We start from the raw sequence: 17,787 nt of genomic DNA, 5'->3' as shown, positions 1-17,787 counted from the left end.
TGCTCCGTTAATCAATTAGGATCTTTAAACAAACCGGATATTCTGAGTCAATAGGATCCTGTACTTTTATTGTTAAAGCCTCCTTATTTCTCGTAAAGGCAGCAGCCACATCAAATCCCAGAATCTGAATTTCTTTTACAGCGCCGCGAAAGGTGTTTTCCCCAAGGGAGTTAATGGTAACTTCACCATCTTTGGGCCATTTTAAAACATTGGCATACAAATAGGGCGCTATATAGGTAAAACGGATATCTTCACTGGTAAACGGCGCTCTGTCTATATCGGTGAAGGCACCTTCTTTTATTTCAGTAGGTCCTTCCCCATATGTCTGCCAGAAAGTAGTATCATAGATAGATTCACCGTTTATATTTAACCATTTGCCTATGGAGAGCAGTACTTCCTTATCCTCATCGGTAATAGTCCCGTCGGATTTCGGTCCGATGTTTAGGAGCATACAGCCGTTTTTGCTTACTATATCAATGATATCACAAACTATATCAACAGGATTTTTAAAATCATTATTTTCCGTATAACCCCATGAATTTTTCGCAACAGCCGTATCGGTCTGCCATAGTCTGGGACGAATATTTTTTAACTGGCCTCTCTCAACATCAAAAACAGCCGTCTGATAAGCATAGGCATCAAATTTATAATTAATTGCAACTTCTTCACCCCACTCAAGTGAGCGGTTATAATAATAGGCGGCAAACTTCTTTAAATATGGTTTAAATGAGATATTTTGGATCCACCAGTCAAACCAGACTACTTTCGGTTGATACTTATCTACCAGCTCACAGGTTCTTGCCAGCCAATTATCCAAATGTTCTTTTGACGCGGGAGTGGAATATATATCATTAGAAATCGTATCCACAGTTTCTGCCTTGGAATAATCGGGATGTGCATAACCATATGGTTCCTGAAACTCTATATCCTCTAGTCCGGAATTGAAATCACGGGCGCCGCCAAAAAACCAATAGTTTTCCGCACGATGGTCGGAAGCACAGAATACAAGTCCCTCTTTTTCGGCAGAAGTCTTCAATTCATCCAGAATGTCCCTTTTTGGTCCCATTTTGGCCGCATTCCAATCAGATAAAGCACTGTCATACATTTGAAAACCATCATGATGTTCTGCTACGGGCATAACATATTTTGCACCGGAGGCTTTTATCAGTTTCATCCAATCGTCGGCATTAAAATGTTCTGCTTTAAACATCGGTATGAAATCCGCGTATCCGAAATCTTTATGAGCACCATAGGTATTAATGTGGTGTTCATATTCCTTTGTTCCCTGGATGTACATATTTCTTGGATACCATTCATTGCCAAAAGCGGGAACACTGTATACTCCCCAGTGTATAAAAATGCCGAACTTAGCATTTTTATACCATTTTGGAACAGGATAAGTTTGAAGGGATTCCCAATCATCCTTATAATGTCCTTTTTCAATTACATTATTAATCTTTTCTAAATATTCAGCTACTTTATTATTCATAAATACCTCTCGTTCCGCTGCCACAGCAGCATAAAATTTCATGGAAGGAGCCGCTATCGCACTGCCACCATTAACAATAAAATTATAAATTTAATTATACGTATTTATCTCATTAAATTAATGGCGTATTTTAATATATATGTGGACAAAATTAATGCATTATCGTAATATAGAGACAAATAGTTATGTTGCAGTTTGAATGGAAATGAGGGGAAAAAGTTGAGTGGATTAAATGAGGTAAAATCATTAAACAAAAATATCTTTGATACGATAATGATGAAATGTTTATTACGTGGTTTTAATGTATGTGCGCCAGATTGGGGAGAAACAGACTGTATTTACGGTTATTACAAGTTTTATTATTTTATGGAGGGGGAGGCAACTATAATCATCAATGGAGATACCTATTACCCGAAACCCGGAGAATTATATTTGATACCCGCAAATACAAAGCATACTTACATGCATAATCCATTAAATCCGGTATTAAAATATTGGTGCCACTTTGATCTAAACTTTAACGGAGAACAAAAGGTGGTTTACAGTAAGGAAACTTTACATTGTTTACCGCCCCGGGAGGTAGTTGCACCGCTCTTTGAGCGGCTTATCAGTTTGGATTCTTCATCAAGTTTGCTGGATATCTTATCAGAGAAAGCGATTCTCATTGAATTATTCAAGATTTTTTTGGAACATATAAACCCTCAAAAATTAATACCCCAGAGTTCGGATAGTTTTATAACCAAGATAAATGATTATATTTTACAAAACCTGCAATCGGTTATAACGTTAAAGAGTATTGCGGAAATTGTTCCTTTGCACCCCAATTATTTCATACAATTTTTTGAAAAATACTTTTCCGTTTCACCGATGGAATATGTCAATATTCTACGGCTTGAGAAAGCGACTCAATTATTTCTTACGAAACCTGATATGAGTATTGAACAGGTAGCATATTCCGTTGGTTACAAAGATTACCGGTATTTCGGCAGGGTCTTTAAAAAAAGATACGGAATGACGCCATCTGCTTACAAAGGATTGCAAAAATAAGGAGATAGTAGATTCTTAATTCAAAGGTTTAAAGAAATTATTTAATTGAGTCTGTGTAAATCAGCGTTACAGCAGGAAGTATAAGATATATTTATATAATTTAGATTGTTTATGAGTATATAATAATCTTTTGCCACATATCTAATATAATGACAAGTGATTGCGATACTGTTCGTATTACAAATTCATACAGTTAATACAAATATGCTTTCGCAGTTTACAATGTATAATAGATATTTGGGGGAAGAAGTTTTATGAACATATTTGCAATGCTGCTGGCCATATTGGCAGGAATTTTTACAACAATTGAATCGGGAATCAATTCACAGCTTGGCAAATATTTAACGCCAAGTATTGCAACTTTACATAGCCTGATTGTAGGTTTATCTTTTATGCTGCTAATTAATCTGTGCCTGGGAAATGTTCCAAGATATGCTAAAGTGACTACTGTGAATCCTATCTGGCTGATAGGAGGATTTTTTGGTGCATTTATCATTTATCTGTCTTCAAAAGCAATTCCTAAACTAGGTATCTCAAATACATTAATTTTAGTTCTGGCAGGTCAGATGGTAAGCGGGCTGCTGATTGATGCATTGATAAATAACGCAGAAATCAGTTTTAAGAAGATGGCTGGAATGATATTATTTCTAATGGGGGCGGTTATTTTTCTAAAAGGCTAAGTCTCGGACATGAACCAGTCATGTAAATATTTTTATCGGATTCGGCTAGATTGTATGTCATTTTATTTGGTTATCCGTTTTGATATTATATAATTAATTTGACACATTCCACATATTGGTTTATGGTGTATATAAGCGGTTAAGTACTTCTTTTAGGAGGTGTAAAAGTTATGAAAATCAGAATCATTTTACGAAATAGTCTCGATCAAGCAGTATCCCATGCAGAGTAAGCGATAGTATACTATTCTGTATGGGAACATAGAAAGCTGTCTGCTACACTCTGCACTTTATTTTAATAAATGGAAATTTAGTTAAATAAGGAGCGGATAGCATGAAATATTTAAATGCAGCAGAAGTATTACCAAAAGAGCTGGTAATCGAAATTCAAAAACATATAAGCGGAGAAATATTATATATACCCAGCGTTGAGAAGCAAAAGTGGGGAGAAAAAAACGGCTCCAAACGATTTTTTGCGAACAGAAATAATAAGATAAAAATCCAGTATCAGTTGGGATATACCATAAATCAAATATCAGAGGAATTTGGATTAGCATATGAAACGGTAAGAAAAATTGTATATAAAGAATAACAAAACTGGGGGCCTGGTCAATGATACCAAGCCCTCTGTTATTTTATATAACAGGTCAAAGAACATCGAGACAGAGCCGGGTACTCTGAACTTTGGGTAAGAATAAATATAGATATATTTGGAATATAATTTCTTTCATAATTTATATATAATAAGATAGGATTGAGGAATAAAAGTCTAAAAAGAGTATTTTAAGGAAGTATATAGTTGATATAGTATTTACCTGATACTTGAAACGAAAGAAGTAATGTAAATCAAAAAGGGGGATTATTTTATGCAGATCAAATTTAGAAATTATACAAATATAGCCGGTATTACGGAGGATTACTTTAAGGTAAGAGCATTTCTTGTTAAATTAGGATATTCAGAATATACATACGCGAGATGGGACTGGATGGCTACTCATGGTTGGCTTGATAAATCCTCGATAGGTAAGATTGGTATATGGGAGAATAATAATGAAATAGTTGGGTTGGCCACTTTTGATTGTCATATGGGAGAGACTTTTTGTTTAACTCTCCCGGAGTTTACTGATTTAAAAAAAGAAATAGTGGAGTATTCCAAGAATAAGCTTTCATATAATTGTAATTTTGGAGTAATTATCCCGGATACTGATGTATTATTTCAGGATATTGCTTCCAAGTCGGGCTTAATTGCGACAGATAGGAAAGAAAATGATGCCGTCTTTTATCTGGAAAAGACCAGTACTGAATATAAGCTGCCGGAAGGGTTTTATGTTACAAGTATGAAAGATACTTTTGATCTATATCAATACAGACGGGTATTGTGGAAAGGTTTTAACCATGAGCTGAATGGAGAGGGTGAATTTACTTTTTCAAGTGAAGCAGAGGAGGAAGCAAAACAGGAAATGATTCGTCCGAATGTAGATCTAAACTTAAAAGTTGCCGTTGCAGCTCCTGACGGAAATTTTGTTTCCTATTGCGGTATGTGGTATGATCCAAAAGCCGGTTATGCAGTTATTGAACCGGTGGCAACAGATCCGGATTACCGTAAAATGGGTTTAGGTAAGGCCGCGGTTTTAGAGGGAATCAGTCGTGTAGGGAAACTTGGAGCAAAGCTTGCTGTAGTGGGTTCGTCACAGCAATTTTATTATAGTATTGGGCTTCGGCCTTACACTACCGCAACAGTATGGAAAATGAAGTAGTAAAGATATTCTAGTATATTTATCAAAAGGTAGTATATTCGGTATAAATTACTTGGGCAAGAAAAAATCAACGTGAAAGCACTTTGATCTATAGATAACGGTAAAATTTGACTAACTATATACTTTATTATAAAATGGTTATTATTTCATTCTTAGAGTAAACGTTACTTTCTAATCTTTGGAATGGTAAGAATGAATGATCATTAAAAAGCAAGGATAGATATAAAATATCATATCCTTTGAATACATAGGAGAAATTAATGAATGAGCTATTAGAATTAATAAAGAAGTACTGGTTAGGAGTAGTATTATGTATAATTGCTATGATTATTCTGAATTCTATCTTTGGAACTGTATGCTTGAGTAAAATATTTATAGGAATTCCCTGCCCTGCATGCGGTATAACCAGAGCAACTAAATTATTACTGACTGGTCATTTCAGAGAATCCTTTCAAATGCATCCTTTGTTACTGCTTATAGCGTTTGAGGTCATAATTTGTAAAATTATAAAGAATTTATTAAAAAAATGTAGATTTTTTATAAACTTTAATGTTATAATATGTATGGTTATTTTTGTTAGTTTTTATATTTATCGTATGAAAGTATATTATCCTAACGTAGAACCGTTAGTATACTGGAAAGATAATTACTTGCATAAAGCAGTGAAACTTTACTGGGAATATAAACTTCATGAATAGCACACATACGTACAAAGGAGGAGTAGTAATGGATAACGATTTTCAAAATGGAGGACTGGAAAAACCAATGAGTTTAGGTGATTGGGTTATAACGCTTATTGTATTAGCAATCCCTTGCGTTGGTTTAATCATGATGTTTGTATGGGGGTTTGGCCAAGGAAATACGAACAGAAGAAATTATTGCCGTGCAACATTGATCTTTGCGGCTATTGGAATTGTTCTAGGTCTTGTATTCTATGCTTCAATAGCAGCAGCATTAACAAGTGCATTTAGTTCATTAGCAATAATATTATAATAAAGATTGATAAAACATAAATATCAAGGGCCGGTATATTTTATACCGGCTTTATTTGGTTTTATTCTATTAATTTATTTTAAAACACTATTGACTAATTCAGTCAATGACATTATAATGTCGTTGACTGAATTAGTCAATAGTGTTTTTTGGGAGGATTTATATGGAGGATTTAACGAAACATAAAATATTTACAATGGAAGAAACTAAGAGAGAGGTTTTATTAGCAGCTGCCATGAATAAGTTTGCAAAAAATGGCTACAAAAAAACCACTACGGATGAAATCATTGCAGAGGCAGAAATATCAAAAGGGCTGCTATTTCATTATTTTGGTACAAAAAAGGATCTATATGTTTTTTTATTTAAATATGCCTACAAAATTATTATGGATGACTATTATGCACAATTAGACTTGAAGCAAAGGGATGTTTTAAAGAGATTTCGAGATATGTTTCTATTAAAACTAAAACTAACCAATAAATACCCGGCTATCTTTGATTTTACAGCATCCGCTTATTATGAAAAGGATCCTGTAGTAAGTGCAGAAATGCAAGAGTACTCCAATCTGTTGTATTATGATGTCCGTAAGGAGTTATTTAAGGATATTGATTACTCACTTTTTAAACCTTTAGTTGATGTTGAAAAAGCCCTGGATGTGATCGTATTTACCTTAAGAGGATATAGTGAATCCCAGGCCTCTCCGGAAAAACGCTGCAACGATTATAGTAAGGAACATAACAAGTATATAAAAGAGATAGATGAATATATAGCGGTATTACGTTATGCATTTTATAAGGAGGTCAACTAGTATGAATTATGCTTATGGTTTTCAGGATATTACATCGGAAGCTTTAAATTATACCGGAGGAAAGGGCAGCTCCCTTTGCAGGATGTATAAGGCTGGAATTAATGTACCGAACGGTTTTGTTATTTTGTCCACTGCGTTTTACAATAATAAGCTGAAGACAGAAGCTTTTTCTGATATTTCAAAATGTCTTGACCTGCTGCCTGACGGTTCGTTTGCAGTCCGGTCCTCCGCTCTTTCAGAGGATAGTGATAAGACTTCCTTTGCTGGCGAATTTGAATCTGTACTGGATGTTAAAAAAGCAGATATATTTTCTGCAATAGAAACGGTTGCCGCTTCGGTACAATCAGAGCGTGTGACTGAATATAGTAAGATTCATGGAATTAAGGAAGAACACAAAATAGCAGTTGTAGTTCAGATCATGATAAGGGCTGAGATGGCAGGAGTGTTATTTTCGGCTGATCCTATTACCGGCAGTCATGTCAATATGGTAGGGAATTTTGTTTATGGAGCAGGCGAACAACTGGTATCAGGTGAAAAAAATGCTTTTCCCTTCACCATATCAAGGAGGAAAAGTAAATATCAGGGTGATAAATCCTTTGCCCCATATGCAAAATCCATGTATAAAACCACTTTGAGAGCCGAGAAGATTTTTGGAAGTAAGCTTGATCTCGAATGGGTGGTGAAAGATAAAAGGCTTTATATTGTTCAGGCACGACCAATTACAACTCTTAAAACAATTGATTATGATACTTATGAAATCAATCAGAGTCTTGATATGGATGCTCTTTGGAGCAGTAACAATGTAGGGGAAGCTGTTCCTGATGTGATGAGCCCGTTTACCTTTAGTTTACTCCATGAAATGGATATGGAGTGCCAGAAAGTACCTGGGTATTATATGTTCGGTAATATCTGTGGGAGAACCTATTCCAATATCAGTGTAATGATATCTTCATTAAAGGTATTGGGATATGATGTGAAAAAAGCCAAGGAATTAATAGGCGATGTATTTGGTTATATTCCGGATAATATTGAAGTGCCGATTTACCCTTTTAGTACGCTGTATTTAATCAAGGAGATGTTTCTTCGGGCAAAAAAAAGCCTGAAACGTATGAAAGAATCTAAAAAGCAAAAGGAGTATTATTTGAAACATACACCGGTGTGGTACGTGAAAACTCTTGAAAGTATAGAGAAGACGAAAACCAGACAGGATTTGTTACAATTGTGGACAGCGGATGTACGCCCATATTTATCTGCTTTATGGTATATCTGGTTTGGCGGCGCGGGAAGTGCAACATTGGTTACACTTAGAAGAAAGCTTTCTAAGATGGCGGGAGAAGAGCTGGCGAATCTATTATGCTCTAATTTCAGCGGTGAACAGACCCTTGTAAGTATGAAGCCGTTACTAGCGATTGAGCAGGTAATAAACGGCGCCTTAACTCCTGAGAAATATCTTGAGTTATACGGCCACAGGAGTCCCCATGAATTTGAGGTTTATTATAAATATCCGGCAGATGATCCTTATTTTATTGAAAATCAGATAAACGAATTCAAAAATGCTAACCTCAGACCGGCTGAATTATTAAAAAAGCAGCAAAATGAATTTATGAAAGGTAAAGAGCTTTTTGTACAAAAATTTCCTGGTAAACAAAAATGGCTAAATAAAAAACTGGAACAATTATCAAAGGATGCTAATACCCGCGAATCCCTGAGAAATGAGTTTGTAAAAGTTTTTCGGGTTATGCGGCATTTACTTCTGAAAATCGGTTCTGTCACTGGGATCGGAGAAGATATATTTATGATGTATTGTAATGAAGTTCCTGGTTTCTTACAGGGTGATACGAATATGCTGGATAAACTTTCAAAGAGACGGGAGAATTTTGAAGAATATCAAAAACTGCCTGTTTTTCCACAATTAATCAGAGGCAGATTTAATACAAAAGAATGGATGAATTCGAAAGATAAACGACAGGATTACTATGATCCTAATGCAGAAGTTATTGTAGACAATAAAGATTCCATCAAGGGTTTTGCCGGGGCTCCGGGTACCGTAGAGGGAGTAGTACGTATTTTGTATAATTTTGAGGAGGCAAAAGATTTTAAGAAAGGTGAAATACTTGTAACCACTGTTACAAACATCGGATGGACACCATTATTTCCTAAAGCGGCGGCGATTATTACGGATCTTGGAGCTCCATTATCCCATGCTGCAATTGTAGCAAGGGAATTGGGAATACCGGCGGTGGTGGGCTGTGGTATTGCAACAACTGAGCTTAAAACAGGTGATCTGGTTAAGGTCAATGGAAGTACAGGGATTATAACTAAAAAGTTAAGTTAGGACATAAATACTCTAAAATATTATTTTCCTTTATTTTTCTTTTGGACATCGTCAAATGATGACGGAAGCAATGAAACCATTAGGACTATCCTTTTTTCAGACATTTTTCGGTTTAGTATCCGGTTCTGCCATGATTAATATCGGAGACAGATTATATATCGATATATCCAGAGAACTTAGGTCGCCAGTAACCGGAAAAATATTTGTTAAGAGTATTGATGCGGTTGATGTTCTAATGCAGAAAGCTTTAATTAATTTAATGAAACGGAAAGATTTTATTAAATCGTTAAATAAGCAAAAAGCACCAATGATGAAAACTTCCGTATGGCTGAAATGGGGAATTGATACTATAAAATGTTATCGCCGTAATGATCATGCTATTGTGAAAAAACGAATGAAACAAAATGAAATTTTAATGTTGGAGCGGGAGAAAAAAATAGCCGGTTTATCGGGAGACGCTCTTTTTGACTTTATTTCACAAGATTTTAAAAATATTAAAAATGAGATATTTAAAAATTATGGTCCGGAGTTTGCAGCTGCTTATGCTACCAGCTGGATAAACAAAAATATGAATAAATGGCTGAATGAGAAAAATGCTGCGGACATCCTTGCCCAATCTGTTTATGATAATGTTACCTCGGAAATGGGTCTAAAGCTTTTAGATGTAGCAGATGTTGTTAGAAAGTATCCTGCGGTTATGGATTATTTCGAGTATGCCAGTGATGAGACTTTTTATAAAGATCTGGAAAGTCTTACAGGAGGAAAAGAAGTAGGGGATGCCCTGAGGGATTTCCTTAAAAATTATGGAATGAGGTGTTCCGCTGAGATAGACATCACCAGAGCCAGGTGGAATGAGAAGCCGACGATATTAGTACCTATGATTTTAAGCAATATCAAAACCTTTGGCCCAGGTGCTCATAATACGAAATTTGAACAGGGACTAAAGGAAGCTAAGAGTAAGGAAGAGGATATCGTAAGACGGCTTATTAAACTTCCAGGAGGAAAGAGTAAAGCTAAAAAAACCAGAAAAGTTATCAGTATATTAAGAAACTATGCTGGTTTCAGAGAATATAACAAGTATGTGATTATCTGGTACATGTGGATAGTGAAACAGTCTTTGTTGAAAGAAGCAGATAAATTAGTTGCAAATGGAGTAATTAGTAACAAGGAAGATATTTATTATCTGACTTTTAAAGAACTTTGCGAGACCGTTCATTCTAATAACGTTGATCTTAATATCATTGAAAAAAGAAAAGAAAAATATGAGATTAATGAAAAACTTACTCCTCCCCGTGTAATTACTTCGGATGGTGAAATTATATCCGGTGAATATGATACGGGTAATATACCAAAAGGCGCTTTGGCGGGTGTAGCTGTTTCATCGGGAGTAGTTGAGGGCAGAGCAAGAATTATACTCAAAATGGAAGATGCTAATATTGAAGAGGGTGATATATTAGTCACATCATTTACCGACCCCAGCTGGACACCGGTATTTGTATCCATTAAAGGGTTGGTTACAGAAGTTGGAGGAATGATGACACATGGTGCCGTTGTAGCAAGAGAATATGGACTGCCTGCGGTTGTAAGTGTGGAAAATGCAACAAAGGTTATTAAGGATGGTCAGAGAATCCGTGTTAATGGTACAGAAGGTTATGTAGAAATTATTGATGAGGCCAAATCATGAATGCGACCGGTAAGAAGATCTACTCCTGATGCGTATATGTCCAGGGTATTTACAATTGTTGGGATGATATCAAAAGGGGGTATGCCCTTTGGTTCATTAATATATGGTATCATCTTAAGTAAAATTCAATTGCGCTGGGTTACTACTAATCTTGGTTTTGTTTTTAAAAGGATTATCAAAAACCCCCTGAGCTTAATTAATCTATTTTAGTGCTGCTGTAATAAAATTATTTCAGCAGCACTTTCATATTAATAAACTGGTTTACAGTTATTATCAAGTTTTAAAATTAAATATGCTTACATATGATGAATTAATTATTAGGTTTAAGTAAGCTTATTTTTGATGAGGGCAGAAATCAGTATGAAGTCTATTAAGATTATGGTGTTATCTAAAAAAAAGATTAAAAGGAATAGTATCACGGTTACGATTTCCTTTTTGTTAATATACTTAATTGTCTCGTTATTTTTTAGTAATCATTTCTTTTTTCATACGGTAATCAATGGTGTGAATGTTTCACTAAAGGCATATGCTCAAACGGATCAATTATTCATACGTTACATAAACAATTATAAACTTAAGTTAATAGAAAAAAACGGCGATACGAATGAACTGAAAGGATATGCCATTAATTTGAAATACAATGAGAATAACGATATTTCTCAGATTTATCATATCCAGAAAGCCACCGGATGGATCAGTTCTTTATTCAAATATCAGAATTATGATATAAAAGATTTATATATTTATGATAAAGAAAAATTATATAAAGAAATAAAAAAATTGAAATGTCTGAACAGGAAAGTAATCGAACCGGAAAATGTACGTTTTACATATTCCGATGGTTTCTATTCGGTAATGGAAGAGGTATATGGAAATAAGATAAATCGGGAAAAATTGTATAAGGTTATAAGAAACAGCATATCAAAAGGAGAGAATAAGTTAGACTTAGAAGAAAAGCAATGTTATGAGAATCCTAAATATACCGTTCATTCGTCTAAAACACAAGAAACCAGAAAGTTATTAAATAAGTATGTATCTGCCCAAATTACTTATCAGTTTGGCAGTAACTATGAAAAACTGGATGGAAGTTTGATAAAAGACTGGCTTAATGTCAATGAGGATTTAGATATAATTATAAATAAATCCGAGATTGAAAACTATATAAAAGAATTGAGTAAAAAGTATGACACTGTCGGTGTTACAAGAGAGTTTAAAACCTCCGTTGGAAAAAGGTTAGAGATAAAAGGCGGGTTATATGGATGGAAAATTGATCAGGATATGGAAGTGAAAGCATTAATGGATAATATTATACAAGGTAAGGTTATTGCCAAAGAACCGATTTATAAGCAAAAAGCTTTATCCAGGGAGGGAAATGAAATCGGTAATACTTATGTGGAATTAAATATTACCAGGCAGCACCTCTGGTTTTATAAGGACGGAGTACTTATAGCGCAAGGTTCTGTGGTTACAGGGAACCCGGGTAAGGGAAATTCTACGGTTGTCGGCGTTTATATGCTTAATTATAAACAAAAAGGAGCGACGCTAAAGGGACCGGGATATAAAGTTGAAGTAAAGTACTGGATGCCTTTTTATGGCAGCATAGGAATTCACGATGCCAGCTGGAGATATTCCTTTGGAGGAGAAATATATAAAAGAAGAGGTACCCATGGTTGTGTCAATGCTCCGTTACATCTAGCTAAAAAAATTTTTGAAAATATTGAAGCGGGTATTCCGGTTATCAGTTATGAAGAATAGAAATACTATTAATCGAAAAGATAATGGTTGTAAATTTATCTCTATTAATATAAAATAAATCAAACTGTTTTGGTTAGCGATTACGATAGAATTGATTAAAGTAAGATTACCTCTCATTATTGGTCATGTAAATGAGAGGTGAATAATATGAAAGCTGGTATACTTAATTCATAAGGAGCTGAACAGATGGAATGGATTGAACGTTTGAACAACGCTGTTAATTATATTGAAGAACATTTATCGGATGAAATAGATTACGAACAGGCTGCCAAGATTGCCTGCTGTTCTGTCTTTCATTTTCAACGAATGTTTTCCTATATTGCAAATGTGCCGCTTTCCGAATATATCCGCTTAAGGCGTATGGCTATGGCTGCAGTTGATCTGCAAAGCGGAGAGGAAAAAGTAATTGATGTCGCAATTAAGTATGGATATGATTCTCCAACGGCATTTACCCGTGCATTTTCTAATGTTCATGGTATTACACCCTCGCAGGCAAAGGCTGACGGTGTAACCTTAAAGGCTTATCCGCCTGTCAGCTTCAAAATTACAATTAAGGGAGCTGCTGAAATGAATTACAGGATTGAAAAAAAGAATGCATTTAGAATCATCGGTGTAGCTGAGCCGTTAGCTCAGGATATCGAAAAAAATTTTGAAGTTGTACCTCAGATGTGGCAGAAGATTGCTATGGATGGTACTCTTGAAAAAATTGCTGCAATGATAAATAAAGAGCCTATGGGGGTACTTGGTGTCAGTGTCTGTATCGAGAAAGAAGAATGGAGATATTTTATTGCCGTAGCAAGTGATCAACCTTTAGAAGAACCGTTTGAGGAGTACACAGTGCCGGCTGCAACATGGGCTATATTTAGAGGTGAGGGTACGATGCCTGCTTCCATTCAGGAACTGGAGAAAAGAATTGTTACAGAATGGCTTCCAACTTCAGGATATGAATATGCCAATGCACCTGATATTGAATTGTACCTGAATGCCGAACCCAAAAATGCTAAATTTGAGATTTGGATTCCGGTTACGAAAAAGTTATAAGTAATCATGGGATAACCGGTGTTTACTGATATAACTAAATATTTATAGAATATAATTTTAAAAGCTGTGTTTTCCCAAGGAAAACACAGCTTTTAAAATTAATACGTCCTCATTAATTCTTACTTGACAATAGAAGATGAAATGAATATAATAAAATTGTAAACAATTAAATTTTAAAAAATACAAATGATAACTTAATAGCAATTATTCATCGAAAGGACTTTAAACTATGAGTATATATGATTATAAGGTTAAAAACATACAGAATAAAGAGATTGCTTTAGAAAACTTTAAGGGAAAAGTTCTTCTAATTGTGAATACAGCAACAGGCTGCGGTTTTACACCTCAATATGAGGGTTTGCAGAAACTGTACACTAAATACCAAAATCAGGGTTTTGAAATTTTAGATTTTCCCTGCAACCAGTTTGCAAAACAGGCACCGGGCAGTGATGCCGAAATTAACAGTTTCTGCACGCTAAATTACGGTACAACTTTTCCTCGGTTTACGAAAATTGATGTGAATGGTAAAAACGCTGCCCCACTTTATACTTTTTTAAAAAAAGCTAAGGGAGGTTTAATGGGAACGAATATAAAGTGGAATTTCACTAAGTTTTTAATAAACCGTGAGGGAAATGTTATTGCACGTTATAGCCCTACGGATAAACCTGAAAAGTTAGAGAAAGACATAGCTGCGCTTTTAAAATAGAGAACATCACTTGCACTATAAGAAGCAAAGGGGTGGAGCTAATAACCGCTGGTTAAGTATAAATCTTAATTAGCGGCTATTTTTATGGATTGACTTAATAAATATACACAATTATAATTGAATTAAACAGAAGTTCAGAGAGGAACTTAATAACAAAATGAGAGCAAAAAAGTCAAAAGAGTTAGTAGCATTAAAAACGATTCTTTGGATTTACATTAGTCTCTGTATCATTATAGCAGGAATAAATTACGGTTATGCCAGCCATGCAACTCCCAAAACCGCAGCATTGATATCATGGTTCTGGCAATTTTACGAGAACTGGATTAAGACCATATTTATATTAATATGTTCTGTTTTAACGCTGAAAATAATTTTGAAGTCCCATAGAACCTGGAAACGGAAAAGAAATTTAATTGGATTTATCATTACTGCTTTAATTGTACATATTATTACACCTATATTTTTAAATAATGGAGAAATATACTTTTTTGTTATGCCGCTGCCATGGACTACAATTCCCTTGCAGCTGTTATACCCAGAATCTTCGATTTACCAGAGTCACTTACAAAGTTGGGGAATAGCAGGAATATCAGCAGTCTTAATATTTTATTTATGTTTCAGCATTTTAGTGATTGTAGGGACCCTGTTATTCGGGAGGCGTTGGCAATGCTCAACCTTATGTCTTTTTAATGGATTTGCTGCGGAAGTTTTTGATTCGGCCATTCCCCTTATAGGAAAAAAGAAAAAGTTAAAGCCTAAAATGCTATTTGCATTTACCATAATCCGCTGGGTTTTTCTTGGAATCGCACTTTTCTTTACAATATGGTGGATATTATTTTTATCAGGTATATCAATCCCAGGTATTCCTCAAGTAATTAGTAAAGTGGAAAATTATAAATACCTTACCGCCGAACTTCTTATGATACTATACTTTTGGATTGCTTTCATTGGCAGGGGATATTGTTATTATTGTCCGTTGGGAACATTTCTGGGGTTACTCAGTAAATTATCAGGACAAAAAATAACGACTGGTAATACAAAATGTATACAATGCGGTCAGTGTAATGAAACATGTCCTATGTCAATTGACATTAAGAGTAAAGCTATGTTAGGAGAATCGGTGATAAGTTTACGATGTGTCGGCTGCAGCCACTGTGTTGATGCCTGTCCGACTCGGACCCTTTCTTATACGACCAGGTTTCTGTATAACAAATGTTATAGGAAATACATGACTGATAAATAGGTTGGAGGTAAGTAAAAGATGGTAATAAGGAATATGACATTAGAGGATTATGATGGAGTATATGATTTATGGATTCACACCCCAGGTATGGGGCTTAATAATCTCGATGATTCCAAAGCAGGGATTGAGAGATATTTAAAACGAAATCCTGTTACTTGTTTTGTTGCGGAGGAGAAAGGAAATATTATTGGGGCTATATTAAGCGGTCATGACGGAAGAAGAGGATTTATTCACCATACGGCCGTAGCTTTAGAACACAGAAAAAAAGGAATTGCAGCCACTTTACTTGAACATGTTATGGAAGCATTAAAACTGGAGGGAATTAACAAAGTTGCGCTGGTAGCTTTTGAAAAAAATGAAACAGGTAATTCTTTTTGGGAAAAACAAGGATTTACAAAAAGAGAGGATTTAATATATCGAAATAAGAATATTCAGCAATTAAAACGGTTGGATACATAATAGAAAGAAGGAATCGGAATGGAAATCTGGAACTATATCGTTGAAAGAATTGATGGAGATTATGCGTATTTGAGAAGAACGGATATTACAGAGACGGAATTAAAGCTGGTTGCACGGGCTTTATTGCCGCCTGAAATCACGGAGGGTACCAATTTAAAATATGAATTTTTCGAATATACTATACTATAATTTATCAGAAGATGTTTTAAACTTCTGAAAAGGCGCTGCTTTTATGGCTGAACAGTAGCGATATGCAGTAAGGTAAAAAACTTATTTATAGATAGCTGAAATTGAGATTTTGTGATATACTATTTCTATAACAAACTACTTAGATAACAGTAAAGTGTTGTCGAAGTAGTTTTTTCCTTTTGTAAAGCACAGAAAGTAAGGGTATTAGTATGTATCAAATTAATGATATGATTGTTTATAAAAATAGCGGAGTATGTAGAATTGAGGACATAGGTATACCCTGTTTTGTAGAAACCCAGGAGCAATATTATCAAATAACACCTATTTTTGACTTAAACGGGAAATTATATGTTAAAATAAACCGGGATAAATTGATGTTCCGATCAATAACATCATTAGAAGAAGCGGAATTGTTTTTATCAGAACTTCCAAGTATGAATGGAATATATAATGCGAATGACAAAACCAGAGAAAAAGAATATCGTGATATATTAAAAGCGTGTGAATGTAAGCAGTGCCTTTCAATGCTAAAAGGTATACTACGGGAGCGAAATAAGAAACTTGAAACAGGCAAGACATTAAATATGACGGATGAAAGAAATTTACAGCGGGTAGAAAAATTATTAAATGATGAATTCTCTATAGTTTTTAATATAACCACGGAACAGGCAAAACTTAGAATTAATAATGCAATGTTTTAGTAAAAAAATAAAAAAATTACTTGACTTTTTAAAACAAGTGTGTTATATTATGTTAATAATCAATTTAAATTTTGAAGCTGACCTATATTTGTAAGTCATTTTTGATGATTTGTGAATATGATCAGCTTTTTTATTAACATATGATGTCTGCTAAAGTCAGGTCAAGGTGTTTACACGAAAGTATACTCGAGTGTTTAAATTGATATAAATATTATAATGGAGGTACCTAAATGAATAACGGTACAGTAAAATGGTTTAATGCACAAAAAGGATTTGGATTTATCACTAACGATAACGGTGGAGATGATGTTTTCGTACATTTTTCAGCAATTGTAACGAACGGCTTTAAGAGCTTAGAAGATGGTCAGAAAGTAACTTTTGATATCGAAAAAGATCCTAAAGACAGCAGAAAACTGAAAGCTGTTAATGTTTGTGTAGCTTAAATCCGGAATAAAACGAGGATTGTTTCAAAAAGTATATTATTCTGGTGTTAGAAAGTAATTATCCATTTGAATATTTATATCAATTTTAATCTGAACGTTTTGTAGGATAGCCTTAGTGCTATCCTTTTTTTAGTTCATAGTTATTTCTACGAACTTCCTATGTACTAAAAAGCCTTTCAGGCAGGGTTCGCATGTATAGACACAAGGACAAGATCATTTGGAAATCAATCACTTAAGTGACAGTAAGCTAGATTCTTTTAAGTTTAAACTAGCTTAAAATTCGATTTTTCTTGGAGGTTTTCCTGAAAAAATCCATAATGGAAGCAACTCAATGTTCCACATAAAATACTTTAAAGACAGGATTATCCGCGGATTTATATCCTTGTTTTATCGGTTCAAACACATTCCGTTGTCTATAGTTGCAAGATATCCATTTACATTCTCTTTTAATAGTTTTAAT

Annotated in this window: 18 protein-coding genes; 17 read left to right on the top strand and 1 reads right to left on the bottom strand. The window is 34.6% G+C overall.

The genetic code is table 11. From position 1 onward, the window contains the following. Positions 1-7: 7 nt before the first annotated feature. Entirely contained in the window at positions 8-1,489 is a 1,482-nt protein-coding gene (locus tag RBU59_RS05875; protein WP_308146948.1) for an alpha-L-fucosidase, read from the bottom strand. Positions 1,490-1,708: 219 nt separating this feature from the next. On the opposite strand from RBU59_RS05875, the gene RBU59_RS05870 reads away from it, so the two are divergent. The 17 genes from RBU59_RS05870 to RBU59_RS05790 all read left to right on the top strand — a co-directional run bounded on the left by RBU59_RS05870 (position 1,709) and on the right by RBU59_RS05790 (position 17,327). Next, positions 1,709-2,536, top strand: a complete 828-nt coding sequence (locus RBU59_RS05870) for an AraC family transcriptional regulator (protein WP_308146947.1) — start codon at positions 1,709-1,711, stop codon at positions 2,534-2,536. A gap of 254 nt (positions 2,537-2,790) precedes the next feature. Next, positions 2,791-3,216 (top strand): DMT family transporter, encoded by a 426-nt coding sequence (locus RBU59_RS05865; RefSeq protein WP_308146946.1) that lies wholly within the window; start codon positions 2,791-2,793, stop codon positions 3,214-3,216. Positions 3,217-3,547: 331 nt separating this feature from the next. Continuing rightward, positions 3,548-3,805: a CD3324 family protein gene (locus RBU59_RS05860; RefSeq protein ID WP_308146945.1), complete on the top strand. Its 258-nt coding sequence runs from the start codon at positions 3,548-3,550 to the stop codon at positions 3,803-3,805. A gap of 274 nt (positions 3,806-4,079) precedes the next feature. Beyond that, positions 4,080-4,970 (top strand): GNAT family N-acetyltransferase, encoded by an 891-nt coding sequence (locus tag RBU59_RS05855; RefSeq protein ID WP_308146944.1) that lies wholly within the window; start codon positions 4,080-4,082, stop codon positions 4,968-4,970. A 260-nt stretch (positions 4,971-5,230) separates the two neighbouring features. After that, positions 5,231-5,668, top strand: a complete 438-nt coding sequence (locus RBU59_RS05850; RefSeq protein WP_308146943.1) for a DUF2752 domain-containing protein — start codon at positions 5,231-5,233, stop codon at positions 5,666-5,668. Positions 5,669-5,696: 28 nt separating this feature from the next. Further along, complete coding sequence (locus RBU59_RS05845; protein ID WP_308146942.1) at positions 5,697-5,963, top strand: hypothetical protein; 267 nt, start codon at positions 5,697-5,699, stop codon at positions 5,961-5,963. A gap of 163 nt (positions 5,964-6,126) precedes the next feature. Continuing rightward, the gene (locus RBU59_RS05840; RefSeq protein ID WP_308146941.1) at positions 6,127-6,771 is read left to right on the top strand and encodes a TetR/AcrR family transcriptional regulator; all 645 of its coding nucleotides are present in this window, start codon (positions 6,127-6,129) and stop codon (positions 6,769-6,771) included. A gap of 1 nt (position 6,772) precedes the next feature. Next, entirely contained in the window at positions 6,773-9,106 is a 2,334-nt protein-coding gene (locus RBU59_RS05835) for a PEP/pyruvate-binding domain-containing protein (RefSeq protein WP_308146940.1), read from the top strand. Between the two features lie 55 nt (positions 9,107-9,161). Beyond that, positions 9,162-10,790 (top strand): PEP-utilizing enzyme, encoded by a 1,629-nt coding sequence (locus RBU59_RS05830; protein WP_308146939.1) that lies wholly within the window; start codon positions 9,162-9,164, stop codon positions 10,788-10,790. A 360-nt stretch (positions 10,791-11,150) separates the two neighbouring features. After that, complete coding sequence (locus RBU59_RS05825) at positions 11,151-12,545, top strand: L,D-transpeptidase family protein (protein ID WP_308146938.1); 1,395 nt, start codon at positions 11,151-11,153, stop codon at positions 12,543-12,545. A gap of 186 nt (positions 12,546-12,731) precedes the next feature. Next, positions 12,732-13,586, top strand: a complete 855-nt coding sequence (locus RBU59_RS05820) for an AraC family transcriptional regulator (protein WP_308146937.1) — start codon at positions 12,732-12,734, stop codon at positions 13,584-13,586. 229 nt (positions 13,587-13,815) lie between these two features. After that, complete coding sequence (locus RBU59_RS05815) at positions 13,816-14,292, top strand: glutathione peroxidase (RefSeq protein ID WP_308146936.1); 477 nt, start codon at positions 13,816-13,818, stop codon at positions 14,290-14,292. 157 nt (positions 14,293-14,449) lie between these two features. Next, on the top strand, positions 14,450-15,535 hold the full coding sequence (locus RBU59_RS05810; protein WP_308146935.1) for a 4Fe-4S binding protein: 1,086 nt from the start codon (positions 14,450-14,452) through the stop codon (positions 15,533-15,535). A gap of 18 nt (positions 15,536-15,553) precedes the next feature. After that, positions 15,554-15,994 carry a GNAT family N-acetyltransferase gene (locus tag RBU59_RS05805; protein WP_308146934.1) on the top strand — a complete coding sequence of 147 codons (441 nt, stop codon included), beginning with the start codon at positions 15,554-15,556 and terminating at the stop codon, positions 15,992-15,994. A gap of 18 nt (positions 15,995-16,012) precedes the next feature. Beyond that, positions 16,013-16,183, top strand: a complete 171-nt coding sequence (locus RBU59_RS05800) for a chorismate--pyruvate lyase (protein WP_308146933.1) — start codon at positions 16,013-16,015, stop codon at positions 16,181-16,183. 209 nt (positions 16,184-16,392) lie between these two features. Further along, a complete protein-coding gene (locus RBU59_RS05795) occupies positions 16,393-16,884 on the top strand; it encodes a CarD family transcriptional regulator (RefSeq protein WP_308146932.1) in 492 nt (163 codons plus the stop codon). 230 nt (positions 16,885-17,114) lie between these two features. Continuing rightward, positions 17,115-17,327: a cold-shock protein gene (locus tag RBU59_RS05790; protein ID WP_308146931.1), complete on the top strand. Its 213-nt coding sequence runs from the start codon at positions 17,115-17,117 to the stop codon at positions 17,325-17,327. The last annotated feature ends 460 nt before the right edge of the window (positions 17,328-17,787 follow it).

It is taken from the genome of Anaerocolumna sp. MB42-C2 (assembly GCF_030913705.1).
In the GTDB taxonomy this organism is placed as follows: domain Bacteria; phylum Bacillota; class Clostridia; order Lachnospirales; family Lachnospiraceae; genus Anaerocolumna.
Note: the sequence above shows the minus strand (reverse complement) of the source record. Positions and strands in the feature narration are given on the sequence as shown.